Annotated in this window: 23 protein-coding genes and 2 riboswitches; of the genes, 22 read left to right on the plus strand and 1 reads right to left on the minus strand. The window is 55.1% G+C overall.

The genetic code is table 11. The features are described 5' to 3' along the window. Positions 1–43 precede the first annotated feature (43 nt). The 12 genes from GPK89_RS15230 (at position 44) to GPK89_RS15285 (ending at position 10,644) form a co-directional block, all read left to right on the plus strand. A complete protein-coding gene (locus GPK89_RS15230) occupies positions 44–262 on the plus strand; it encodes a hypothetical protein (RefSeq protein ID WP_215694417.1) in 219 nt (72 codons plus the stop codon). Beyond that, complete coding sequence (locus GPK89_RS15235) at positions 249–491, plus strand: hypothetical protein (protein WP_215694419.1); 243 nt, start codon at positions 249–251, stop codon at positions 489–491. Before GPK89_RS15230 ends, GPK89_RS15235 begins: the two co-directional genes overlap by 14 nt. Next, positions 478–1,320, plus strand: a complete 843-nt coding sequence (locus GPK89_RS15240; protein WP_215694422.1) for a 4Fe-4S binding protein — start codon at positions 478–480, stop codon at positions 1,318–1,320. Before GPK89_RS15235 ends, GPK89_RS15240 begins: the two co-directional genes overlap by 14 nt. Before the next feature lie 93 nt (positions 1,321–1,413). Continuing rightward, positions 1,414–1,728 carry a helix-turn-helix domain-containing protein gene (locus tag GPK89_RS15245; RefSeq protein WP_215694424.1) on the plus strand — a complete coding sequence of 105 codons (315 nt, stop codon included), beginning with the start codon at positions 1,414–1,416 and terminating at the stop codon, positions 1,726–1,728. Between the two features lie 105 nt (positions 1,729–1,833). Further along, positions 1,834–2,172, plus strand: a complete 339-nt coding sequence (locus GPK89_RS15250; protein WP_215694426.1) for a hypothetical protein — start codon at positions 1,834–1,836, stop codon at positions 2,170–2,172. Positions 2,173–2,627: 455 nt separating this feature from the next. Next, positions 2,628–3,623, plus strand: coding sequence for a PDDEXK nuclease domain-containing protein (locus GPK89_RS15255; protein ID WP_346344867.1), 996 nt, complete (start codon positions 2,628–2,630; stop codon positions 3,621–3,623). 159 nt (positions 3,624–3,782) lie between these two features. After that, the gene (locus GPK89_RS15260; RefSeq protein WP_215694428.1) at positions 3,783–4,463 is read left to right on the plus strand and encodes an ABC transporter ATP-binding protein; all 681 of its coding nucleotides are present in this window, start codon (positions 3,783–3,785) and stop codon (positions 4,461–4,463) included. 4 nt (positions 4,464–4,467) lie between these two features. Beyond that, a complete protein-coding gene (locus GPK89_RS15265) occupies positions 4,468–6,666 on the plus strand; it encodes an ABC transporter permease (protein ID WP_215694430.1) in 2,199 nt (732 codons plus the stop codon). 339 nt (positions 6,667–7,005) lie between these two features. After that, entirely contained in the window at positions 7,006–7,971 is a 966-nt protein-coding gene (locus GPK89_RS15270; RefSeq protein ID WP_215694432.1) for a P1 family peptidase, read from the plus strand. Positions 7,972–8,352: 381 nt separating this feature from the next. Further along, a complete protein-coding gene (locus GPK89_RS15275) occupies positions 8,353–9,585 on the plus strand; it encodes a glutamate-cysteine ligase family protein (protein WP_215694434.1) in 1,233 nt (410 codons plus the stop codon). A 45-nt stretch (positions 9,586–9,630) separates the two neighbouring features. After that, positions 9,631–10,152: a hypothetical protein gene (locus GPK89_RS15280; protein WP_346344866.1), complete on the plus strand. Its 522-nt coding sequence runs from the start codon at positions 9,631–9,633 to the stop codon at positions 10,150–10,152. 9 nt (positions 10,153–10,161) lie between these two features. After that, complete coding sequence (locus tag GPK89_RS15285; protein WP_215694436.1) at positions 10,162–10,644, plus strand: hypothetical protein; 483 nt, start codon at positions 10,162–10,164, stop codon at positions 10,642–10,644. Between the two features lie 56 nt (positions 10,645–10,700). On the opposite strand, the gene GPK89_RS15290 is transcribed toward GPK89_RS15285, so the two are convergent. Beyond that, on the minus strand, positions 10,701–11,753 hold the full coding sequence (locus tag GPK89_RS15290; RefSeq protein WP_215694438.1) for a mechanosensitive ion channel family protein: 1,053 nt from the start codon (positions 11,751–11,753) through the stop codon (positions 10,701–10,703). Positions 11,754–11,838: 85 nt separating this feature from the next. After that, positions 11,839–11,977: riboswitch (FMN riboswitch) on the plus strand. Between the two features lie 129 nt (positions 11,978–12,106). Between GPK89_RS15290 and GPK89_RS15295 the strand changes: the two genes are divergently transcribed. From GPK89_RS15295 to GPK89_RS15340, 10 genes are all read left to right on the plus strand, one after another. Continuing rightward, entirely contained in the window at positions 12,107–12,703 is a 597-nt protein-coding gene (locus tag GPK89_RS15295; RefSeq protein WP_215694440.1) for an ECF transporter S component, read from the plus strand. A gap of 119 nt (positions 12,704–12,822) precedes the next feature. Further along, a riboswitch (SAM riboswitch) is annotated at positions 12,823–12,921 on the plus strand. A gap of 85 nt (positions 12,922–13,006) precedes the next feature. Next, positions 13,007–14,155 (plus strand): methionine adenosyltransferase, encoded by a 1,149-nt coding sequence (metK, locus tag GPK89_RS15300; RefSeq protein WP_215694442.1) that lies wholly within the window; start codon positions 13,007–13,009, stop codon positions 14,153–14,155. 135 nt (positions 14,156–14,290) lie between these two features. Next, positions 14,291–16,537, plus strand: a complete 2,247-nt coding sequence (gene recD2, locus GPK89_RS15305; protein ID WP_215694444.1) for an SF1B family DNA helicase RecD2 — start codon at positions 14,291–14,293, stop codon at positions 16,535–16,537. Beyond that, positions 16,524–17,582: a rod shape-determining protein gene (locus tag GPK89_RS15310; protein ID WP_215694446.1), complete on the plus strand. Its 1,059-nt coding sequence runs from the start codon at positions 16,524–16,526 to the stop codon at positions 17,580–17,582. Before recD2 ends, GPK89_RS15310 begins: the two co-directional genes overlap by 14 nt. Positions 17,583–17,751: 169 nt before the next feature. Beyond that, positions 17,752–20,361 carry an ATP-dependent helicase gene (locus GPK89_RS15315; RefSeq protein WP_215694448.1) on the plus strand — a complete coding sequence of 870 codons (2,610 nt, stop codon included), beginning with the start codon at positions 17,752–17,754 and terminating at the stop codon, positions 20,359–20,361. Between the two features lies 1 nt (position 20,362). Continuing rightward, on the plus strand, positions 20,363–21,136 hold the full coding sequence (thyX, locus tag GPK89_RS15320; RefSeq protein ID WP_215694450.1) for an FAD-dependent thymidylate synthase: 774 nt from the start codon (positions 20,363–20,365) through the stop codon (positions 21,134–21,136). Beyond that, a complete protein-coding gene (locus GPK89_RS15325; protein WP_215694453.1) occupies positions 21,137–21,811 on the plus strand; it encodes a dTMP kinase in 675 nt (224 codons plus the stop codon). Between the two features lie 52 nt (positions 21,812–21,863). Continuing rightward, on the plus strand, positions 21,864–22,685 hold the full coding sequence (locus GPK89_RS15330) for a hypothetical protein (protein WP_215694454.1): 822 nt from the start codon (positions 21,864–21,866) through the stop codon (positions 22,683–22,685). A gap of 130 nt (positions 22,686–22,815) precedes the next feature. Further along, positions 22,816–24,147, plus strand: coding sequence for an endolytic transglycosylase MltG (gene mltG / locus GPK89_RS15335; RefSeq protein WP_215694456.1), 1,332 nt, complete (start codon positions 22,816–22,818; stop codon positions 24,145–24,147). A gap of 130 nt (positions 24,148–24,277) precedes the next feature. After that, positions 24,278–25,504: a peptidase U32 family protein gene (locus GPK89_RS15340; RefSeq protein ID WP_215694458.1), complete on the plus strand. Its 1,227-nt coding sequence runs from the start codon at positions 24,278–24,280 to the stop codon at positions 25,502–25,504. Positions 25,505–25,708: the final 204 nt, after the last annotated feature.

The following is a 25,708-nucleotide window of genomic DNA, read 5'->3' on the forward strand; positions in this document are numbered from 1 at the left end:
TTTTTGTGTGGTTGAGGAAATTCTGTGAATCGAGATGACCAGCATGACCTACAAGACATTCATGATCGACTATGCACCCAAGGCAAAGGAAATGGCGGCAGCTATTGAAAGAACAGTGAATGAACGCGCACAGGAAGGATGGGAGCTGATGACGTTTTCGGTCACAAATTCTGCCAAGGCGATTTTGGTATTTCGTTTGCCGAATGCTGCCCAGCAGCAGAGAAAATCTATCCCGGAGGAAATTGACAATGAAACCAGATAAAAGCGCTCCGGACAATCAAGCACAAAAAGAGGCGGTTTCATCCAACGGCATCGGCAGCAGTCTTTCCATCGGGCTGAGCCTTGGCGTACTCATTGGAATCATCATAGACGACATCGGTCTTGGCATGATGTTGGGCGTTGCTGTGGGACTTTGCATTGGCCCGGCAGTCGGTGTGCTACGGAAAAATCAGAAAACAGGGGAGCAAACAAGCGACGATGAAAAGCAATAACGAACTTTGCAGATATGTGCCGTCCATGATGCTGTTTCTGCTGTTTGAAGCAGTGGCGGTTACGTTGTGGCTCACAAAGGATAATCTGTTCTATCTGCTGAATTTCAGCTACATCGGAGGATGCCTTGGGATGGGGACAGCACTTTTTACTGCCGGAAAACGTTATGCCCGCCGTTTTGTCCAGTTGGCAGTGGGCAGCTATATGCTGATATACCTTGGCGTGATTTCCCGTGAGAATATGCAGATTGAAGGGTTCTGGTACTACCTGTTTCTTGGCGTTTTTGAAGCAGCGACCATCCACTACGCGGTTGCAAAGATTTTTGGACCGTTGCTTTTTGGGCGTGGCTGGTGCGGCTACGCCTGTTGGACAGCTATGGTGCTGGACTTTCTGCCTTACAAACAGCCGCAGAAGCCGCGAAAAGAAAAACTGGGCATCCTTCGCTATGTGATGTTTGCTCTGTCTCTGGCATTAGTGTCTGGACTGTTTCTGATGAAGGTGGCGCATTTGGAGCAAATTATGTTCTGGCTTTTCCTTGCCGGGGATGCGCTTTATTACATTGCCGGGTTTGTGTTTGCTTACCTATTCAAAGATAATCGTGCGTTCTGCAAGTATCTGTGTCCGGTTACGGTTTTTCTCAAGCCCGGGAGCTATTTTTCTCTACTGCGCGTCCACTGCGATGAGGATAAGTGCATTCATTGTGGGAAGTGTCTGAGGGTCTGTCCCATGAACGTGGAGGTCAACAAAGAATCCCGCAAACGGAAAAACGGAACGGAGTGCATTCTCTGCTATGAGTGCACGAAAGTTTGTCCCACAAAAGCACTTCACTGACCAATTCCCCTCGTTTTCTACCACAGAGGGATGTCATCTTTCCATCTTTCACTGTATGCTTGAGACACCCAAAAGACGAGGAGGCATTCAACTATGAATCAGACAACCATAGGCAGCTATATTGCACAGAAGCGGCGGGCGCAGAATCTCACGCAGGAACAGTTAGCAGAACAACTCGGTGTGTCGAACAAGACCATCTCCAAGTGGGAGAACGGGAAGTGTATGCCGGATTACAGCATCATTCAAAAGCTCTGCACCGCGCTTCATGTGACACTTTCGGAGTTGATGGACGGCGAGGACGCGGGTGATAGCAGTGTGCGCGTCTATGACGATGCGCAGATCCTCGACCTATTGCGCCGCACACGGGAGTTGGAACGTCAGAAGGGCATTCTTTGTCGGTGTTTTTAAAGAGTATATAATAGAAATTTAAAGATACCATATCAAAACGGAAAATCAGTTGCGTTTTTAAAAAATATCATGTAAGATATTATCATAAAGGAGGAAGGTCTACTTATGCTGATGATGAAAATCGAAATGAACGCAGACAAGATTCAGGCAGAACAGCGCTATACGATATCTGCCATCAACCGCACTATTGAGTCTGCATTTGCACAGATGAAGTTGCGTAAAGTGGAAGATGCCTCCGGCGCTTTGCTTTATCGTGACAGCGGCAACGCCCGCGATTATGGACGCTTTGGCAAGGTGGTCAACGCACTGAAAAAGCAACCGTGGTTTATGGAGAATGTGTCGGTATGGCGCTTGTATGATAGCGAGGATTCCGATAATCTGAACGATTGCAGCGAGGAAGATTTGCTGCTGCATTATCGCCGTAAGCAACAAGTAGGTGGCTGATGTGGAGCAACGCTATCTGAAAGCAATTAATTTCGATTTGGATATTGAGCCCACCTTGCATGACCCAATTGAGTGATACTATTTTGATACTAAAAAATCAGCAAAAACAGGACACGCCATGAATCTGGGGAAATAGTAATGAAAATGTTCATGAAAAACTAAACATATATGTTTAGTAAAAATCAAAACTTACCGAGTTTGAATAATCGCGAAAGCTAAATGAAGCCTATATATTAAACGTATCATCGTTCAATATATAGGCTCTTTCTTTTTTGCTGGCCCTCTTGCATCGAAATTATGATACCAAATGATACTGCTTATGAATAATTTTGTTGCAGTTTGAATTTGAATAAGGTATTATAAAATCAGACGTTCTTATGTGGAGAATGCTATAAAAGAAGAACTGAATTTGCTGTACGGATACAAATAATTTGTTCAATGATGCAAAGTAGATTATTGAGGTATCCCAAAAGGCTGCATACAGAGCCGTAAATCTGGCGCTGGTGCAGCGCAACTGGCTGTTGGGGTATCGTATCGCACAGGAAGAATTAAAGGGCGAGGGGCGCTCTGAATACGGTACGGCGGTTATCAGAAAACTGGCAAAGGAATTGACTGCTGAGTATGGTAAAGGATTTGATTACAGCAGTCTGTATAAGTATTTTCGTTTCTATAAATTGTACCCTGAGATTGTGGACTCAGTGAGTCCACAATCTGGTGCGCTACTATCTTGGACGCACTATCGTGTATTATTGCAAGTTGAGGACAAAACAGCCCGCGATTGGTACACGAAAGAAGCGGCCAATCAAACATGGAGCGTCCGTACGTTGCAACGCAATATTTCCTCCCAATACTACTACCATTTGCTGAAATCCCAGAACCAAGAGCCGGTCAAGCAGGAAATGGAAAAGCTGACAGCCGGTTATCAAGCGGACAAGCTGGAGTTCATCAAGAACCCGATGATTACGGAATTTTTGGGACTTTCCGGCAGCACAGATTTTACCGAAAGCAAGCTGGAGAGCTGCATCATCACGAACATTCAGAAATTCCTCATGGAATTGGGCAAGGGCTATGCCTTTGTAGCCCGCCAGCAGCATATCCACACAGAAAAAGAGGACTACTATATCGACCTTGTGTTCTACAACTATATCCTTAAGTGCTTTGTGCTGGTGGATCTGAAAACCAGCAAAATTACCCATCAGGACGTAGGTCAGATGGATATGTATATTCGTATGTATGACGAACTGAAGCGCGGCGAGGGTGATAACCCGACCATCGGCATCGTCCTTTGCTCCGATACGGACGAGGATATTGCTAAATACTCCGTCCTGCATGGCAATGAGCAGCTTTTTGCCAGCAAGTACAAGCTGTACTTGCCCACAGAAGAAGAACTGCGCGCAGAGATTGAAACGCAGAAAGAAATGTTCTATTTGCAGCACGACCAAAATAAATAAGGATATATGTGGAGAAAACACGAAGATGACTAAAATAGAAAAGGCACAGGAATCTTGTGAACAGGTTCTAAACGGTATTGAAGATGGAACAATAACAACGACATCAGCGCTGCTTGTTATACTGTACGCAAGACCATTTAGCAGAGAGGAAAAAGTGACATGGAAATACTAAAATGTGAAAATGTCCGAAAAGTATATGGCGCTAGAAACAATCAGGTCGTGGCGCTGGATCACATTAACCTGTCCGTACAAAAAGGAGAATTTGTAGCAATCGTAGGAGCATCCGGTTCCGGGAAATCTACCCTATTGCATATTTTGGGAAGTGTGGATAAGCCGACAGATGGGAAAGTCCTGATAGAGGGAACGGATATTTCCACCATGAACCGAACACAGGCAGCCATCTTTCGGCGCAGGAAGGTCGGGCTGGTCTATCAGTTTTATAATCTCATCCCCACCCTTACTGTCCGAAAAAATATTCTCATGCCGCTTCTGCTAGATAAGCGCAACCCCAATAAGGAATACTTTGAGAAGATCGTACATTCGTTGGGGATTGAAGATAAGCTGGAAGCACTGCCCAGCCAACTATCTGGCGGACAGCAACAACGTGTTGCTATCGCCCGTTCTTTGATCTATCGCCCGGCGCTGTTGCTTGCTGATGAACCGACCGGCAACCTGGATCGGAAAAACGGAGAGGAAATTATTGACTTGCTAAAATTATCTAACCGTAACCTGGAACAGACGATTCTTTTGATTACCCATGATGAAAAAATCGCATTGGAGGCGGATCGCGTTATTACCATAGAGGACGGGAAAATTGTCGGCGATCAGAAACGGAGGTAAGAATATGTGGAAAGACTATTCGATAGGATTCATCAAAAAGAATCGGGCTTCCAGCGTATCCGTTATGGTTGCGGCGTTTATTTCTACTCTATTTCTTTCTTTGCTGTGCGGTTTGTTTTATAACCTCTGGAATTATGAAATAGAATCTGTTGTTTTAGAAGAAGGAAACTGGCAGGGACGCATCAGCGGGGCGTTCGAAGAAGATGAAGTGTCCGAAATTGAAAATTTCGCCAATGTAAAAACGGCTATAATCAATGAGGATTTATCAGACGATCAAACTCTTGTAGTTGATATTTGCTTTGATAACATGAAGGCTGTGTATCAGGATATGCCTCTTATCGCCCAGCAGTTAGGTATTCCTGAAACTTCCGTATCGTATCATGAATCACTGTTGTCAAGTTATTTCATCAACGATCCGCAGGACAGCAATCCGCCATTATTGATGGCTTTTTATCTCTTTGTACTCCTGCTTGTGTCGGTGTCTTTGATTTTAATCATTCATAACTCGTTTGCTGTATCTATGAATGCCCGTGTACATCAGTTTGGTATCTTTTCCAGCATTGGGGCAACGCCGGGGCAAATTCGGATCTGTCTTTTACAGGAAGCGGTGATGCTTTGCGTCATTCCTATTTTGCTTGGAAGTTTTTTCGGAATCGCTTTGACGTTTGGAACCATCCAGGCAGCCAATGTCCTCGCAGAGGGTATTGTCGGCAGGCATGAAGCTGTCTTTACTTATCATCCTCTGGTATTTGCAGTCACGATTCTAACCTCGTTTTTGACGGTGCTGATTTCCACCTGGCTGCCAGCCAGGAAATTGAGCAAAATGACCCCACTGGAAGCCATAAAAAATACGGAGGAATTGCAGCTAAAACGGAGAAAAAAATCCCTTATTCTTGCGCTTTTGTTTGGAATCGAAGGAGAGCTTGCCGGGAATGCGCTGAAAGCACAGAAGAAATCTCTGCGAACCGCTACGCTGTCATTGACTCTTTCTTTTTTGGGCTTCGCTCTAATGCTGAGCTTTTTTACTCTCTCTGGAATCAGTACAAACCATACCTATTTTGAACGCTACCAGGATGCCTGGGATGTGATGGCAACTCTTGAGGACACAAGGATCGAGGACTTTTCTCATACGGATGAAATCCATGCTTTGCCTGATACAGACAGTGTGATTTATCAAAGGGCAAACGCCGTTTGTTCTATTGGGGCGGACGCTGTTAGCGAAGAAGTAAAAAGTCTGGGTGGTCTTGAAACAGTCGCCGGAAGTGATGTCAGTATGGCAGATGGGATTTATACCATTCAGGCTCCTATTGTAATCATGGACGACAGCAGCTTTGCCACGTATTGTGAGCAGATCGGCGTTTCCTCAGCGGAAAACGGGAGCGTTGTTTTGAACCGTATTTGGGACAACATAAACAGCAATTTCAGATACAAAGAATATGTTCCGTTTTTGTCAGAAAACCAGGACACGATGACTTTACAAAACCCGGAAGATGCGGCTGCAACTGTGGAAATTCCGGTTTTGGGCTTTACACAGGAGCCGCCGGTTTTGAGAGAAGAATATGATAACTATGCTTTAGTTCAATTTGTGTCCCTTTCCACCTGGAAACAAATCGAAGAGACGATTGGAAATGCTGAACCAGATACCTATATCCGCATTCTCTCAGAAAAAGAAAGAACCCTGACAGAACTGAGTATGATTGAAACCGAGCTGACGAATGTGCTGGGGCATGATATTTCTTTCGAGGTGCAAAACCGGATTCAGGAAAAGATAGACAATGATGCCATGCTGAACGGATACAAACTGATAATTGGGGCGCTATGTGTACTGCTGGCCTTCATCGGGATTGCTAACGTATTTTCCAACACGTTGGGATTTATCCGGCAAAGGAAAAGAGAATTTGCGAGATATATGTCCATTGGCATGACGCCAGAAGGTATGCGAAAAATGTTTTGGATTGAAGCCCTCGTTATAGCGGGCCGCCCCGTTCTGATTGCGCTGCCGATTACGGTTGTGTTTGTGTGGCTGATGATAACGGCAAGCTACTTGAATCCAATGGAATTTTTAGCAGTGGCTCCCATTGTTCCTATCCTGCTTTTTATCGCGGCACTTTTTGGCTTTGTCGCACTGGCATATTACCTGGGTGGCAAGAAAATTTTGAAATGTGATCTGGTAGAAGCACTGCGAACGGATTATATGGGATAATACTATCGTTTAGGCAAGCGTGGTCCACTGCCAATGATGACCTATGGCGTTGATGATGCCTATCGTAAACGCTGGTCGACGGCGTTGGATTTCTTGTGGCGCTGGTGATTTCCTTCTTCGACTAAGGTGAACAGGGAGGACGCCGAAGAAAGCATATTGTGAGTTTGACAAAAATATTGAGATTCTGCTATGCAGTGAACAGAAAACGGCTATAAAATATCTATACCTTCGAATTTGAATGATTCCTCTACCCGCCGGGTGCCCGCCCGGCGGGAATTTTTGTTGCGCGGCTGGGGCGGATGATGTACAATAAAATAAAAGCGGAAAGAAGGCACGACCATGAAAGAAATCTCCATCACATCCTTTGACAATCTCCAAATCGGCCAGGCAGAGAACGCAGCAGCGGGGACCGGCTGCACGGTGTTCCTGCTGGGCAAAGACGGTGCCCCGGCGGGACTGGATGTTCGCGGCGGCGGGCCTGCTTCGCGGGAGAGCGAGCTGCTCAAACCGCTGGCGGCGGCGCAGGTCATCCACGCCATTGTGCTGGCGGGCGGCAGCGCATTCGGGCTGGACGCCGCGGGCGGTGTGATGCGCTATCTGGAAGAACGCAATATCGGTTATGACGTAGGTGTGACGAAAGTGCCACTTGTCTGTCAGGCAGATCTCTTCGATTTGACCGTGGCGGATGCCCGCACCCGGCCCGATGCCGCCATGGCGTACCAAGCCTGTGCCAATGCCGAGAACGGCGGCAACTATTGCGACGGCAACTATGGTGCGGGCACCGGCGCGACTGTGGGCAAACTGCTGGGCATGGATCACTGCATGAAATCCGGCATCGGCAGTTATGCCGTGCAGGTCGGCCCGCTGAAAGTCGGTGCGGTTGTGGCCGTGAACGCGGCAGGCGACATTTATGACTACGAAAACGGCTGCAAGGTCGCAGGTCTGCGGGCAGACGATGGCGAGACTTTCCTGGACTCTGAGCAGTTGATGCTGGAAAAAACCGACGTGCAGGAGAATAAATTCGTCGGCAATACAACGATAGGCGTGGTATTTACCAACGCTAAATTTGACAAAACACGGCTGTGCAAGATCGCAGGCATGGCGCACGACGGTTACGCCCGCGCTATCCGCCCGGTACACACCTCGGCAGATGGGGACAGCATCTACGCGGTCTCGCTGGGGGATGTGGCAGCTGACCAGGATGCAGTGGGCGTGCTGGCGGCCCGGGTAATGGCTAAAGCAATTCTGCGCGGCGTGCAGGCGGCTGAGGGAGCCTACGGATTCCCGGCAGCGCGGGATCTATAAGGCAACACCGCACAATTCCCACCTTACGGCTTAAGCACCGCTCCGGCGGCTGCGGCACGGCATCTGCGTTGCCAAAATGCTCGATAAGACATCCAGTATTATCTGCGCTTTTGGCTTAGCAACTGCCGCACCTCGCTCGCCGTATCGGCACTTAGAATTATGCGGTATTGCCATAAGATAAATTACCGGCGTAAGGCGGGGCGTCGGGGACGTAGCCTCTACAACAGGGCGATACCAACGGTGGCCAGGAGACTGGCCACCATATATGGTAGATATACACGGAATAGAGAAAACCCGCTCTCCCGCAGCCATTGCACACCGCCCGATTTCGCGGTATAATAAATCCAACACGAGAATCGACAGGGGAGAACCATCACTTTTATGGCAAAGCTGGATGAACAAATCAAGACCATGGCGGGCTACTTCGCGGCGGATTGCGAGGCTGACGGTAGACTTTCGCTTGTGCTGGAAGTGGAGCACTTCATCACCTGTTCAGATGGCCGCGCGGCAAACTTTGCTGCCGTGCAGGCAGCCGTGCAGGATATGCAGCAGCAGGCCGACGCGCCAATCATCGTAGACGGCACCTACATGGGGTACAGCGGCCTGGCCGCGTCGGTCACGATGGGGCCTGCGTGCCAGCTCTGCCTGACGCTGGCCGCGCAGCGGGACGTGCAGGACATGATGGACCTGTACAACCGCCTGTATCTGCAAATAGGGCTGGCGCTGGCGGCGCATGGCCTGCGTGCCTGGGCGCTGGGCTGCCACCCCACCACCCGCGCCGAGGCCCTGCCTCTGGTGCCGCGCACCCGGGATGAAGCCATGGACCGGTATTTCAAAAATACCGGCTCCTGTGGAACGCAGGTGATGCGCGGCACAGCGGCGACACTGCTCTCGATTGACTATTTTGATGAGATGGATTTTGTGCGCAAAATGCGTGTGGCCAGCCTGCTTACACCATTCTTTGCGCTGCTCTGCGACAATGCGCCCATCTACCAGGGCAGCCGCAATTCCATGTGCAGTGTGCGCACGCGTATCTGGCAGGATGTGGACCACGACCGCTGTGGCGTTGTGCCGCACCTGATGGACCTGGACTTCGGCTTTGCCCGCTATGCGGAAAATGTGCTGACCAAGCCGCAAATTACCGCCTGGCGCACCGGCAGGGTAAAGGCTGTGGGCAGCAAGACGGCCCCGGAGCTGTACGCCGCCCACCTCAGCCAGAGGGAAGCCGCACAAATCCTGTCCAATTTCTTTTACGATGTGCGGCTTAAATCCCGCATTGAACTCCGTGCCGCCGACAGCATGCCGCCGCGCTATATTGCGGCCTACGCCCAACTGGTCAAATCTGTGTTCGGCAGCCCGGCCGCGCTGCAAAACGTGCTGCGGCACTACGCGGGCATCACGACGTTGGATATCACCACGGCCAAGCTGGCGGTCTGCAAGGACGGCTTCAACGCGCTGGCTTACGGTAAGCCCATCAGCAGTGAGCTGACCTGGCTGCTGATGCAGGCCCGCAGCCGCACACCCTCCCAGGAGGAACGCGCCCTGCTGGATCCCTTCATGGCACTGGTCATGAAACGGAAAACCATCCGTGAAACGGAAAGTTATAACGAATAATCGACGATGCTGCGGGTATACTAGCCCCTGAAAGGGGGCTGTGCCGTGCGGGAAACATCGTATCATGCGGTCATCGGGGAGATGACCGTGCGAGCACTGTGGGAGATGCAGAACGTCATGGACTGCATCCCCGACGAACTGTGGGATCACTGTTACGGCGGCGCACCGCTGTGGCAGCATTTGTACCACACGCTGCACCACCTGGATCAGTGGTTCATCAACCCGCGTGACAACGATTTTGTAGAACCGCCGGTCCACACGCCGCACTTGCAGGAGTTGGATATCTACCCGGCCACGCACTTGTCGCGCCGGGACATGGATGACTATTTTTATACGATAAAAGCAAAACTGTCTATTTATCTGACTTCGCTGCATGATGAGGATCTATTGCAGCGGCCCGAGAACTGCGAGTGGACACGGTTCACATTGATTTTATCGCAGTATCGTCACTTATATATGCACATGGGAATGCTGATGGGCTTTGTCGAGGCCGAGACCGGCCTCTGCCCGCGCATTTTGAAGGTGAGTGAGGAACTCCCGACGCCGCCCTACGACCCATACGAATGAGAGGTTTTTATGAAGTGTTTCTCTGCCGCTGCGACGGTGGTGCTGGCGGCTATGCTGTGCGGCTGCCAGCAAAAAGCAGATATGACCCCGGTGTGGCAGACTGACCTGCCCACCACCGGCGTACATATGGAACTGAGCAACACCGATGACATCAGCTTTGACCCTGCCTACTACGCGCAGACGCGGGAGGATGCCTTTTACAACAACCTGCACGAGATATCCGCTGTCATGGCGGAAGGGGCACCGGTCGTCACCTTCTACGGCGTGACGGCGGACGAGGTGAAGCTGATTTATCTTGAAAACATCGGCGACTACCTCTATGTGGACTACGACCGCGTGGCACCGCAGGAAAAGCTGGATTACGTGCGCATCGACGGCGACGGCTATGTCTCCTACAAGCTGGACACCGCGTACAATTTTGAGTTTACGGTCACGACGGATAAGGGTGAGGATCAATATCTGGTCGTGAGCCGGAGAAGCGATATTCAATAAAAAATGCCTGCCGCAGGGGAAGTGAACGATGTCACTTGCGGCAGGTATTTTATACATTAAGATTTTGGCATATCCAGCGTCGTGGTGGGGAAAGCAAACTCGCAGTCGTCCGCGCGGACTTTATCAAGAATCAGCAGGTTCAGGCGGTTCTTGACCTGCAAATAATCGCGCAGAGAAGTTTTAGTTATGTACACGCGGCACAGCAGGTCGATACTGTAATCATTGAATTTATCAAGCGTGACACTTACGCCGTTTTCCTTCACATCAGGCTGGGCAAGCAGCAGACCTGTCAAGTCTGTTGTCAGATGTTCCAGCTTTTCGCGGGGGGTATCATAGGTAAGGCCGATGGTAAAACTCCACAGGCGGCTTGTGCGGCAATCACAGTTTTGAATATACTCGGCGGCAACCTTCGAGTTTTCTATCGTAATAACAACATTATCCGGGGTACGTATCCGTGTAGAGCGGAAGGAGATATCCTCGACGGTTCCTTCATAGTCTCCGAAAACCACATAATCCCCAATACCAAAAGGATGCTCCAGCACAAGCGTGATGCCGGCAATCAGGTTGGACAGTGTGGACTGCGCAGCCAGTGAAACAGCGAGGCCGGCAACCCCGGCACCGGTCAGCAGACCGCTGACCGGCACACCCAGGCGGTCCAGCGTCGCAATGCCGGTGAACACCACGACCAGCGCGTGAAAGATATTCTCAAAAAAGTGGCCCATTGTTTGGTGGGTCTGCAAGTCAAGACGATTCTCCGCACTGTGCAGCAGCAAACGGGAAACCGGCGCAGCGCGCCAGCTGCCAAGCCCAAGAAAAAAGATGACCAACAGATCGGAGCCGACATCCAATACATTCTGGAATTTGGCATCTGTGACAAATACAAATGGCAGCATGGAAATAGCCAGCAAGAAAAGAAAAACACGCAGTATCATAGCAAGCGGAAAAACGTAACTTTCCAGCAAAATGTGCAGCCACGATGCCATGTGGGACTTGGTACGCCTTAGAAAGCCATCGGCAATGCGGCGGAAGAGCATCGGCAGCACAACGGCCAGAAGCGCCAGCACCAGAGAAGGAACCAGCGAGCCCAAATCAAACGAAAAATCAAACATAGGATACCTCGCGCATAAGTTTCTGCGCTGATTATACCACAACCTCTTGCATTTTGCAAAAACTGTGCTATACTATTGCACAGAAAGTCTGTTTCAGGGCGGGGTGTGATTCCCCACCGGCGGTAAACGACGCAAGCCGTAAGCCCGCGACCGGCTGTTTTGGCAGCCGCTGACCCGGTGCGATTCCGGGGCCGACGGTATAGTCCGGATGAAAGAAACGGAAAGCTGACTGCTTTGCTTTTCTGCGCCCTGCTGTATATTTGTACGGCAGGGCGTTTTCTTTTGCAAAGGGCAGGGCAGAGCCTCCCGGGTTCGTGAGCTGACTTTCACACTATTTTCGGGAGGTAAATCTCATGCAAAACTCTACAACCAATGTCCGCAAACTCACCGGTACCGCCATGCTGGGTGCTGTCGCTGCCGTATTGATGTACCTGGAATTTCCCATTCCCATCATGCCGTCCTTCGTCAAGCTGGATGTATCCGAACTGCCCGCCTTGTTGGCGGCCTATGCCTACGGCCCGCTGTCCGGCATCGCGGTCTGCCTGATCAAGAACCTGATCAAGCTGCCCAGCACCAGCACGGCCGCTGTCGGTGAGCTGTTCAACTTCGTCATGGGTGCGCTGTTCGTCGGCGTGGCGGGCTTTGTCTACAAGCGCAGCAAGACCCGCCGAAGTGCTCTCATCGGCGCAGGGCTGGGCGCGCTGGTTATGGCCGTCGTCAGCGTGCCGTACAACTATTTCATCGTTTACCCGGCCTATGTGGTCATGTACCACCTGCCGCTGGAGGCCATCATCGGGATGTACCAGGCTATCAATCCCAGCGTGGACGGCCTACTGGCCTGCCTGCTGACCTTCAATCTGCCGTTCACCCTTTTTAAGGGTCTGCTGGATGCGGCGCTCTGCTTCCTTATTTATAAGCCCTTGTCGCCGATTTTGCATGGCAGAAAGTAAAAACCACACACGCCACGCAATCTGCCCCACTTTTGTGCAAACCTGCCGAACTGCACAACCAATTATCGTTGACTTTGCCTAAAGTCTATGGTACACTAACTACACAACAACAGAATAGCAACTTATCAAGAGCGGCTGAGGGAACAGGCCCGATGAAGCCCGACAACCTGCGTGCAAACGCAAGGTGCCAAGTCCTGCGGGAAACCGAAAGATAAGCGTTTACGCGCACAGTCTTTCCGGCTGTGCGCTTTTTTGTTTCCAGGGTTGCGTTTCTGCCGAATATTTTATAGGAGGCTTTTTCCCATGTCCAAAGTTCTTTTCACGTCCGAATCTGTCACCGAGGGGCATCCCGACAAAATCTGCGACCAGATTTCCGATGCCATCCTCGATGCCATCCTGGCCCAGGATCCCGGTGCGCGTGTAGCGTGCGAGACGACCTGCTCCACCGGCCTTGTCCACATCATGGGCGAGATCACCACGAGCTGCTACGTTGACATCCCCGGCACCGCCCGCGAGGTCATCCGCTCCATCGGCTACGACCGTGCCAAGTACGGCTTCGACTGCGATACCTGCGGCGTTATCACCAACATCGACGGCCAGAGCCCGGACATTGCCCTTGGCACCAACGATGAGGTTGCCGGTGCGGGCGACCAGGGCATGATGTTCGGCTACGCCTGCAACGAGACGCCCGAACTGATGCCGCTGCCCATCAGCCTGGCCCACAAGCTGGCCAAGCGCCTGACAGAGGTCCGCAAGAACGGCACCCTGGATTATCTGCGCCCGGACGGCAAGAGCCAGGTCACGGTCGAGTATAACGACGGCAAGCCGGTCCGCATCGACGCCGTGGTCATTTCCAGTCAGCACAGCCCCGACGTCAGCCAGGAGCAGCTGCATGAGGACATCCGCCGCGAGGTCATCGAGAAGGTCATCCCCGCCGAGCTGCTGGACGAGAACACCAAGTATTACATCAACCCCACCGGCCGCTTTGTTGTGGGCGGCCCGCAGGGCGACTCCGGCCTGACCGGCCGCAAGATTATCGTTGACACCTACGGCGGCTATGCTCGCCACGGCGGCGGTGCTTTCAGCGGCAAGGACCCCAGCAAGGTCGACCGTTCCGCCGCTTACGCTGCCCGCTGGGTCGCCAAGAATGTGGTTGCCGCAGGTCTGGCTACCAAGTGTGAGGTCGAGCTGGCCTATGCCATCGGCGTTGCCAAGCCGGTTTCCATCATGGTCGATACCTTCGGCACCGGCACGGTGGCTGATGAGAAGATCGAGCAGGCTGTCGAGAAGGTCTTTGACCTGACCCCCGCTGCCATCATCCGCGACCTTGACCTGCGCAAGCCCATCTATCGGCAGCTGGCTGCCTACGGTCACATGGGCCGTGAGGACTTGGGCGTGAAGTGGGAGAGCACCGACCGCGCCGACGCCTTGAAGGCTGCTGTCGCTGAATAAAAAATATTTTTGTCCCTGCGCCATAACGGTGCAGGGACATTTTTTGTGTTTTGGGGATTTGCCAAACGCCCCCATATGGGGTATAATATCTTTATCTGTGAAAGTGCGGCGATTTTGGAGGAAAGGGGGCAGACCATGGCTGAAAAACAGAACCAGCAGCTGATGAAGCTGGAAGGTGTCGTCGAGCACGTCATCTATGAAAACGCCGAGTCCGGCTATGCCGTGTTCGAGGTCGATGCAGGCGGCACCGACGTCGTTGTTGCGGGCAACGTGGGCGGCGTGGATAACGGTATGTCCGTGACCGTCTACGGCCATATGGTCAATCACCCCAGCTATGGCGAACAGTTCAAGGCCGAGACTATCGAGGCCAGCCTGCCAGAGGATACCAGCGCCATTTTAAGCTACCTGTCCAGCGGCGTGCTGCCCTACATCGGGCCTTCCACCGCCAAAAAGCTGGTGGCTAAATTCGGCGAAGATACGCTCAACGTTATCGCCCAGACCCCGCAAAAACTCTGTGAGCTCAAGGGCATCAATGAGCAGAAAGCCGCCATCATCTCCAACGAGTTCCGCCGGATGTACGGCGTGCGGGAGGTCGTGGCCTGGTTTGCCCGCTATGGCCTGACAGCCCAGCAGGCCGTGACCGCCTACCGCGCTTTTGGCCCGCACACCGTTGAGGCATTGACTCAGAACCCCTATCTGCTCTGTGGCGAGCCGCTGCAATTAAAATTCGGCCAGGTGGACGGCATTGCCGCCGCGCTGCAATTTGAAACCGGCTGCCGCCTGCGCGTCGCGGCGGGACTGCTCTACGCGCTGCGCCACAATGCGGGCAATGGCCACACCTGTCTGCCAAGGGATAAACTGCTAGATTCCACGTCAAAATTCCTGCGCGTGCCGCCCGATGAAATTGAAGCGGGCCTGGACGAACTGCTCAGTGCCGAGGAACTGCGCACCCGCACGTTTGACGGCGTCGAGTACATCTACCTGCCCGACCTGCTCAGTGCCGAGGAAGATATCGCCGCGCGGCTGGGGCAGCTGTCCACCTTCCCGACAGAGGTGCCCAAGACGCTGGACGCCGATATCCGCGTGCTGGAAATGGCCCAGGGCTTTGAGTACGCGCCGTTGCAAAAGCAGGCCATCAAGCTGGCGCTGTCCAGCCGCGTGATGGTGCTGACCGGCGGCCCCGGCACCGGCAAGACGACGACGGTCAACGCGATTTTGAGCCTGTACGAGGCCCTGTATGACCGCGTGGCACTCTGCGCCCCCACAGGCCGCGCCGCCAAGCGGTTGAGCGAACTGACCGGGCACGCAGCTTCGACCATCCACCGCCTGCTGGAAGTGGATTACAGCAGCGGCAATGTGCGTTTTATCCATAACGAAAAAAACCTTTTAAAATATGATGTCATCATCCTGGATGAGATGAGCATGGTGGACGTCAAGCTGTTCCAGGCGCTGCTGGCGGCGGCGCGGTATCACTGCCGTATTATTATGGTAGGAGACGCCGACCAGCTCCCCAGCGTCGGCCCGGGCAACATTCTGGGCGAGATTTTGCGCGCGGGCGTTGTGCCTACGGTGCGCTTGACGGATATCTTCCGCCAGGCGCAGCAAAGCCTCATTGTCCAGAACGCCCACCGCATTGTCGAGGGCCGGATGCCCCAGAAGGGTGGGGCCAAAGATGACTTCTTCTTGATCGAATCCACCGGCCTTGCCTGCCAAAAGCTCGTCTGCGACCTGGTCAGTAAGCGCCTGCCCAAGGCCTACGGTTTTGACCCGGTCAAGGACATTCAGGTGCTTTGCCCGACCAAAGTCGGCCCTACCGGCAGCGTGGAGCTGAACAAGAAATTGCAGGAAATTTTGAACCCGCCTGCCAAGGGCCGCGCCCAGATCGGCACCGCCGAAAGTGCAAAAATTCTGCGTCTGGGCGACAAAGTTATGCAGGTGAAAAACGACTACGACATCACCTTTGAGCGCGACGGTGCCGAGGCTGGCGTCGGCGCGTACAACGGCGATCTAGGCATCATCACCGCTGTGGATGTGGATGCCCGCGCCGTGACCGTGATGATGGACGACCGCAAGTATACCTACACCGCCGACCAGCTCAATGAACTGGAACCTGCCTACGCTGTGACCATACACAAAAGCCAGGGCTCGGAGTTCCCGGCCGTGGTGCTGCCGGTGGCCGATGTGCCCGCCAGGCTGTGCTACCGCAACCTTTTGTATACCGGCGTGACCCGCGCACGCAAGCTCTGTGTGCTGACCGGCACGGCCCGCACCGAGCAGGCTATGGTGGAGAATGTGCGCCAGAATATGCGGTACAGCGGGCTGCGCTATTTGCTGAAGGATGCCGCCACACCGACGGAGGAAAAAGCCCATGAAACAATATGACATCGGAATCGACTTGGGGACGACCTCCATCATTATTGCAACGGAGGAGCAGGGCGTTGTGTTCCGCCAGCCGACCATCGGCGCGGTGGATACCCGCACCAACTCCATCATTGCAGTGGGGGACGAAGCCCTGAAAATGGTGGGCCGCGCGCCCGCCCATATCGACCTGGTACGCCCTTTGCGGGATGGCATCATCCAGGATCACCGCATGACGAACGAATTGATCGTGCGGTTCGTCAATGAGGTCTGCCGCTCCCGCATCTTCAAACCGCGCATTGCGGTCTGCGTGCCGGCGGCCATCACCGGCATTGAGGCGGATGCCGTTGTGGAGTCCGTCATGGCGGCGGGAGCCAAGCAGGTGTTTTTGGTGGATGAGCCTGTAGCCGCCGCACTGGGGGCCGGGCTGCAGATTCGCCAGCCCCACGGCTGCATGGTCGTTGATATTGGCGGTGGCTCCACCGATATTGCCGTCATCAGCATGGGCGGCCGGGTCAAGGCCGCCAGCCTGCCTGTGGCGGGCAACGCCTTTGATAACTGCATCGCCCAGTATATCCAGGAAAAGTATCAAATTGCCATTGGGCCGCTGACTGCCGAACAGCTGAAAAAGCAGGTGGCCTGCTGCACCCGCAGCGAGTTTGAGGGTGTTATGGAGGTGCGCGGCCATTCGTGGGAGACAAACCTGCCCGCGCGGCGGCTCATCTACACCCGCGATCTTTACGAGCCTGTGCAGGAGTTGGCCGCCCGCATTGCTACGGCAGCCCGCAATGTGCTGGAAAGCACCCCGCCCGAACTGGCAGCCGATGTATCCAGTACCGGCGTGCTGCTGACCGGCGGCGGCTCGCTGCTGCGCGGGCTGGCAAGTTATATTGCGGGTGAGCTGCACACCGATGTAGCCATTGCGCCCGACCCCTTGAACTGCGTTGCCCGCGGCACGGCCATCAGTTTGAGCGAAGGAAAATATCTGACCGCAGGTTTCCGCGATGCCACGCCCAAAAGCTGGAACCGCCGCCTGAACCACACCCACGACCCTTTCACCGCGGAGTGAGGTGTGGTATAATAAAAAATATCCTCTGTGGAGACAACGCCGCCGTGTAGGGGCCGGGCATACCCGGCTCTCGGCCTTCCCATAAGCAGTCGTTTTCCCTCCACGGCAGGGCCGGGCATACCCGGCCCCTACAAAGTAAGGGGGCGAACACCCCACGAAAGGATTTCCCATGCCTGACATCACCGCTGAATATCTCGCCCTGCGCGATCAATATATCGAGGCCCGCTTTGCCCGGCTCAACCCGGTACAGCGGCAGGCTGTCTTTGCCACCGAAGGTCCGCTGCTGATTCTGGCGGGCGCAGGCTCCGGCAAAACCACCGTGCTGGTCAACCGCATTGCCAACATCATCCGTTTTGGCTCGGCCCACGGCAGCCGTGAGCTGCCCCGCACTGTGACCGAAGCTGACCTCAACGACCTGCGCACTGCCGTCGCCAATGGCCGTGACCTGCCCCGGGAGACCGCCTATCTGGCCGTGCGCCCGGCACGCCCCTGGAACGTGCTTGCCATCACCTTTACGAACAAAGCGGCGGGGGAGCTAAAAGAGCGCCTGCGCGCCATGCTGGGGGACACCCTGGGCGGCGACGTCAATGCGTCGACCTTTCACTCTGCTTGTGTGCGGATGCTGCGCCGTGACGCCGAGCGCATCGGCTTTCCCAAAAGCTTTACCATCTACGACTCGGACGACCAGCAGCGCGTCATCAAGCAGATTTATAAAGATTTGATGATTGACGACAAATTCCTGCCGGTCAAGTCGGCCATCGGGCAGATTTCTTCCTATAAGGATAAGCTCATGTCCGCTGAGGAAGTGGCTGCCGAGATCCCTGCCAATACCAAGGCGCAGCTGATCTCCAAAATCTATACCACCTACGCCAACCGTCTGAAAACCGCAGGTGCAATGGACTTTGACGACCTGATCTTCCACACGGTCAAGCTGCTGCAAAATGACGCAGAAGCGCGGGAATATTACCAGAACCGCTTCCGCTATGTCGTCGTGGACGAGTATCAGGACACGAGTGTGGCGCAGTTCCATCTGGTGCGTCTGCTGGCGGGCGGCACGAACAATGTCTGCGTCGTCGGCGACGATGACCAGTCTATCTACAAATTCCGCGGTGCAACGATTGAAAATATTCTAAACTTCGAGAAGGTCTTTGCCGGTGCCAAGACAATTCGACTGGAGCAAAACTATCGCTCCACCGCTAATATTCTGAATGCTGCCAACAGCGTCATTAAGAACAACATGGGCCGCAAGGGCAAGACCCTGTGGACCGAGAGCGGCGACGGCGAGAAAATCCACCACTATACCGCCATCAATGAGCAGGACGAGGCCAGCCATATCGCGGATATCATCGGCGAGCATCTGCGCGAGGGTGCTTCCCTGAAAGACCACGCCGTGCTCTACCGCATGAACGCCCAGTCCAACCCCATCGAGACTTACTTCGCCCGCGCGGGCATCCCGTACCGCATCGTCGGCGGCCAGCGCTTCTTTGACCGCAAGGAAGTCAAGGACATCAACAGCTATCTGGCCGTCATCGTCAACCCCCGCGACGATGTGCGCCTGCGCCGCATCATCAACGAACCGGCACGTAAAATTGGCGCAACAACGATTGAAAAGATCGGTGAGCTGGCTGCCGGTAAGGGTGTGCCGATGATGGAGGTCATCGCCCATGTGCGCGAGTATCCCGAATTGCAGCGGGCCGCCGCCGCACTGGAACGCTTTTACGAGATGTACCGTGAGCTGTGCGACCTCTCGGTTAGTGAGCCGCTGGATGTGTTTGTTGGCGACGTCATTGCCAAGACCGGCTACGAGGCTATGCTGAAAGCTATGAAGGAGGAGGGCGAGACCCGGCGCGAGAACCTGGGTCAGCTCGTCAGCTCCATCAAGACCTACGCCGATCAGAACGGCGAGGACGCGACACTCTCTGGCTTCTTGGAGGAAGTCGCGCTGATCTCCGACTTGGACAGCTATGACGACGACGCGGACAGCGTCACAATGATGACGATACACTCGGCCAAGGGCCTGGAGTTCCCCTACGTTTTTGTCGTAGGTATGGAGGACGGCATCTTCCCCGGTGATATGGCCAAGTATAATGAGGAGGACATGGAGGAGGAGCGCCGCCTTTGCTATGTCGCCATCACCCGCGCAAAAAAGGAACTGTACCTGTCTACTTCCCGCACGCGGATGATCTTCGGCCAGACGCGGCGCAACCCGCCGTCCACCTTCCTGAGCGAGATCGACCCGGACCTGCTGGACGAGAGCCAAAGCCCCGAGCTTGCCGGCTATGGTGGCGGCTTCGGTGCAGGGTACGGCACATACAGCACCAATGTCCCGGGCGGACGCAGCGGTTACTCCGGTGCGTCGCGTGGGTACCTCAACAGCGAGTATAACGCCGCCCCCCGCGGCTTCGGCGGCGGATACAGCAGCGGCTTTGTCAGTGGCGGGCACGAAAGCCCCAACTCCTACGGCGGCCGCCATCAAGTACAGTCCACCGGGTTCGGCTCCGGCTATGGCCGCAGCCGCGCTGGCGGCAATACCGCCCCGGCCGGTGCGGGTACATCCACACTGGCGGGTGCGCCCGGTGCCGCCCCTAAAAAGCCGGAAGTGAAAAAGACCGTCAGTTATGCGCCCGGCGATATCGTGGACCACCGCGTCTTTGGCCGCGGCAAGGTGCTGAAAGCCACACCCATTGCAGGGGACTGTATCGTTGAGATTCAGTTCGACCGCGTCGGCGTCAAAAAGACGATGGCCAACTATGCACCGCTGAAAAAAGTGGAGGAATGATATGTTAGTCCAGCTCATTGCCCATACGAACGACCCGGAAAAAACCATCGCCGCGGCGGCGAAGCTCTGCTACTCTGACGCTCACATTGAAACGCTGTTGGACGGTCTGACGCCCGAAAAGACCGAGGCATTTTTGCAGCGTCTCAACGATGTAGGCCACGCCAGCCCCATTGAACACGCCAGCTTCACCTTCGGTATTGAGGGTGTTTCCCGCACGTTTCTTGCGCAGGTCACGCGGCACCGCATCGGCAGTTTCAGCGTGCAGAGCCAGCGCTATGTGCGGCTGGAAGATTTTCGCTACGTCATCCCGCCGGAGATCGAGGCCATCCCCGAGGCAAGGGCACAGTTTATCGCCTCGATGAACGACGACGCTAAAAAATACCTGGAACTGGTCCAGACGCTGGAAAACGCCCATACCGCCCGCCTGATGGCTGAGGGTCTGAACGAGAAAGCCGCCCGTGCCAAGGCAAGCAAGCAGGCCAACGAGGACGCCCGCTTTGTGTTGCCCAACGCCTGCGAGACGAAAATGGTCATGACAATGAACTGCCGCAGTCTGCAGAACTTCTTCAACCTGCGTTGTTGCAACCGCGCCCAGTGGGAAATTCGCGCCGTCGCCGATGAGATGCTGCGGCTGGTCATGCCCATTGCGCCCCACATTTTTGCAAGTGCAGGCCCGCGCTGCCTGGTCGGCCCCTGCCCGGAGGGCCGTATGTGCTGCGGCCAGCAGGCCGAGGTGCGCGCCAAATACGCCAAACTCAAAGAGGAGGCAGTGTAAATGGGACAGCTTATCATTTTTGAAGGGCTGGATGGCTCCGGCAAGGGTACCCAGACAAAACTGACGGCCCAGCGCTTACAGGAGCAGGGAAAAGACCTGCGGCAGGTCACCTTCCCCAACTACGAGAGCGATTCCTCAGCACTGGTCAAGATGTACCTGTCCGGCGCGTTCGGCGACAAGCCCGACGACGTCAATGCCTACGCGGCGTCCAGCTTCTACGCCGTCGACCGCTATGCCAGCTACAAGACCGATTGGGGCGAGTTCTACCGCGAGGGCGGCCTGGTGCTGTCCGACCGGTATACGACTTCCAACGCCGTGCATCAGTGCTCCAAGCTGCCGCCGATGCACTGGGACGGATTCTTGAACTGGCTGTTCGACTTTGAATATAAAAAGTTCGGCATCCCCGCGCCCGACGCTGTGATTTACCTTGCCGTCGACCCGGATGTCTCCCAGAAGCTCATCACCGAGCGCTACCACGGCGACGAGACGAAGAAAGATATCCAAGAGAAGGACACCGAGTACATGGCCCGCAGCCGCGCCGCCGCCGAGTACTGCGCCCGCACGCTGGGCTGGCACCGCATTGAATGCACCGTCGAGGCAAACGGCGCAAAATCCATGCGCTCTGTCGAGGATATCAACGCCGAGATACTTGCGAAATTGAACAGCATCCTGTAAAATAGTGTAGATATTGCACCTGCAAAACGAACCGAAAAAAAGAGGTGACCCCATGCTGCGCAAAGCGACACAAGATGATTTGCCTGCGCTGGTGGCGCTGCGCTGCAAGGCTGCCAGGACCAACCGCACCGACGCCGCAGGCTGGCTGCAAAATGTGGCCGGGCTGGAAAATATCCTGCTGCTGGTAAAATCCGGCGCACCGCCCGCGGCTATGCTGGCGGCTGTGCCGGTGGAATACGGCCAGCATCACGGCGTCTGGCTCTGCGGCCTGGCAGGGGAGCAGGGCGTCCCGCTCGACCGTCTGCTGCCCAAACTGCTGGAAAGCTGTCTGCGGGCTTATGGGGCCAGCGGCTTTGACTTTGCCGTCATGACGCCGGAGGGTGCGCAGCACGCCGACGCACTGAAGCAGCTGGGATTCACCGCCCAGCTGCCGCTGCGGGTATTGCAAACGCCCATCCGCCGCGACCTGCTGGCCCAGGCATCCTTCGACAGCTTGACCGTGCATAAATTGCTGGAAATGCGCCATATCTACCAGCCCGGCTGTATCACCCTGCCGGAGCCGGCCATGAATGAGATCATGACCCAGCTGTACCGGCGCGGGCTGACCGTAGTGTCCAATCGGCGCGGATATGGGTTATACTATACCAGCGGGGATACGCTGCAATTTCTGGAATTGCAGGCCGACAACGATCACTGCGCCGACCGCCTTTTGCAGGCCGCGCGGGAAAAGACCGGCGCAGCCAACGCGCGCATATTGCTGGCTGAAAGCCAGACCCTTTACCTCGGCGCAGGCCGCCGCTGCGGTTACGGTATGCTTGCCTTTTTGGGCAAGCCGTTCCCGGTCACCGATGCGTATTTTAGGATGCTGCTGTAAAGGGGACCGGGCACGCCCGGCCCGCAGCTCAACCATAAAGAACGTTTCTCGTTTCGTTGAGGGCCGCACATATGCGGCCCCTACCCGGCGTTAAAAAATCAACCAGGAATCAAAAAGTTAGGAGTATCCCATGAGGATTAATCGTTCCAACCCGGATCAGCCCGCGATGCAGCAGCCGCAGGCACAGCCCCAGGCTGCGCCTGCGGCCCCCAAACCGGCCCCCAAGCGTGAGCCGCCCAAGCAGGAGCCGCCCAAACCGAAAAAGGAAAAGCCCAAAAAGAAACCCAAGCACGAAAAATATGACGAGTATGAGGACGACGAAGAAGAGCCGCGCAAGCGCCGTTTCCCGTTTGGCTGCCTGATTGTGCTCATTCTTCTGGCGCTGGTGGGCTTTGGCGGCTACAAGGTCAGCCAGTTCTATGCGGAGCTGGACGGCCAGGGCACGCTGGGCGCGGCCCAGACCATCACCGTGCCGGAAGGAGCCTCCGTCGCCAGCATTGCCACCCAGCTGAAAGATGCAGGTGTTATCCAGTATGACTGGCTGTTCAAGCAGTATGTCAAGTACAGCGGCAAGGCGGGTGAGATTCAGTACGGCGACTTCGAGGTTCAGTCCGGTATGGCCTACAATGATATCATCAAGGCGTTGTCCGTCGTGACCCGCCGCGCCACCGTCAACGTCACGATTCCCGAGGGCACGACTGCCGTCGGTGTGGCACAGATTTTTGTGGATGCAGGCCTGGTGGACGATGTGGATACTTTCCTGTCCTGCGCCAATGGCAACGACGGCTCAGATTGGAGCAAGTACGATTTTTGGAACGCCATCCCCGATAATGACCGCCTCATGAAGTGCGAGGGCTACCTTTTCCCGGACACCTACAACCTCTACGCCGACGAGGACGTCTATTATTATGTAGACCAGCTCTACGGGGAGTTCGCCAACAAGACTGCTGACTTGACCGACACGATTGCCGCCAAGGGTACGAGCCTGGACGATGTGGTCAAGCTGGCCAGCTTCATCCAGGAGGAGGCTGGTTTGGAGAGCGAGGATGCCAAGGTCAGCGCCTGCTTCCACAACCGCTTGGAATCCAGCGACCCGCAGTGGTCGGAGCATAAGCTGGAATCCAACGCCTGCAGCTATATCATGCAGGATAGCGAGAACAACTATCTCTGGAACTCCCCGACGGCTGAGTATTTCGGCTGGCCGGAGGATGGCGCAATTCCCGACGATGTGCTGGCTCTGTACGACACCTACGCCATCGGCGGCCTGCCAGCGGGCCCCATCTCCTGCCCGGGTTATGCCGCCATCGAGGCCGCGCTGAACCCCAACCAGGAGTATCTGGACGAGGGCTACTTCTTCTTCGTCACAGGCCACCCTGACACCGACGTCGCAGGCCAGTATTTCTACGCCAAGACCGCAGACGAGCACTACCAGAACTGCGTCAAAGCAGGCTGGGCGTCGTAAGGCCCGCAGCCGCCTTGTAGGGGGCCGGCCTTCAACCTTGTCTAGACCGCCCGTATGCCTTTCACGACAGGGCCAGGCATGCCCGCCTGGCCCCTGCGGGATGAATCATGTGAAAACGGAGGAATCATCAATGCTGCAACAGCCGGAACTGCTGGCCCCTGCGGGCAGCCTGGAAACGCTGAAATACGCCGTCATGTACGGCGCGGATGCCGTCTACTGCGCCCTGCCGGAGTTTGGTATGCGCGCAGCCCCGGTCAACCTGACGGTGGGCGAACTGCGCGAGGGCTGCATCTTTGCCCACGCCCGCGGCAAAAAGGTCTACCTGACCTTGAATACCCTGCCCACCAACGAGGAACTGTCCAAACTGCCCCAGTATATCCAGGATGCTGCCGAGGCAGGCGTAGATGCCTTTATTATCGCTGACCTGGGCGTGCTGGCATTGGCTAAAAAGTATGCCCCGCAGGTCGAGCGCCATGTCTCGACCCAGGCGGGCATCACAAACTACGAGGCCGCCAAGGTCTGCTATGAGCTGGGGGCCAAGCGCGTTGTGCTGGCCCGTGAGCTACCCCTGACCGAAATTGCCCAGATCCGCGACAACTGCCCAGCTGATTTGGAGCTGGAAGCCTTTGTCCATGGCGCTATGTGCATGAGCGTGTCGGGCCGCTGCCTGCTGTCCAGCTACATGGCGGGCCGCAGTGGCAATCGCGGCGAGTGCGCCCAGCCCTGCCGCTGGAAGTATAACCTCGTTGAGGAACACCGCCCTGGCCAGTACATGGAGATAGGGGAGACGCCCGACAACGGCAGCTATATTTTGAACGCCAACGACCTGTGCACAGCGCCGTTTATCGACTTGATTTGCAAGGCGGGCGTGGACTCGCTGAAGATCGAAGGCCGCGCCAAGACGTTCTACTATGTGGCGTCGGTGGTCAGCGCCTACCGCCGCGCACTGGATACCTTCCTTGCTGACCCCTACAACGATAATTTTGAGCTGCCCGATGATGTTATCGAGGAACTGAACCGCACGAGCCACCGCCACTACTCGCCTGGGTTCTACTTCGGCAAGGAACAGGCCCAGCAGACCCCCAGCCACACCTATGTGCGAGATTGGGATTTTATCGGCACAGTGGACAGCTGGGAGAACGGCATTGCTCACTGTACCCAGCGCGGCAAGTTCAGCGTGGGGGACAGCATCGAGATTTTGCAGCCCGACGGCAGTGTCGTCAAGCTGACCCCCGCCTGGATTGAGAACGCCGACGGTGATCGTGTGGACGCCACCCCGCACCCGATGATGCAGTACACCATCCCCTGCGAAACTCCGCTGATGGCGTACAGCCTGATCCGTATGCAGAAGCAGTGATGTTGTGTGGACCACATCACAAAAATATTTTAAAATTCTCGTAAAAATCCCTTGACTTTTTATGGCATATCCCTTATAATATTTCTTGCGCCGGTCGTGAGGGCACAACGCTCTGCCCCCTGCGCAAGCTGGGTATGGCCCGGTAGTTCAGTTGGTTAGAACGCTAGCCTGTCACGCTAGAGGTCGTCAGTTCGAGCCTGATTC

The organism is Gemmiger formicilis (assembly GCF_018784445.1).
Classification (GTDB): Bacteria; Bacillota; Clostridia; order Oscillospirales; family Ruminococcaceae; genus Gemmiger.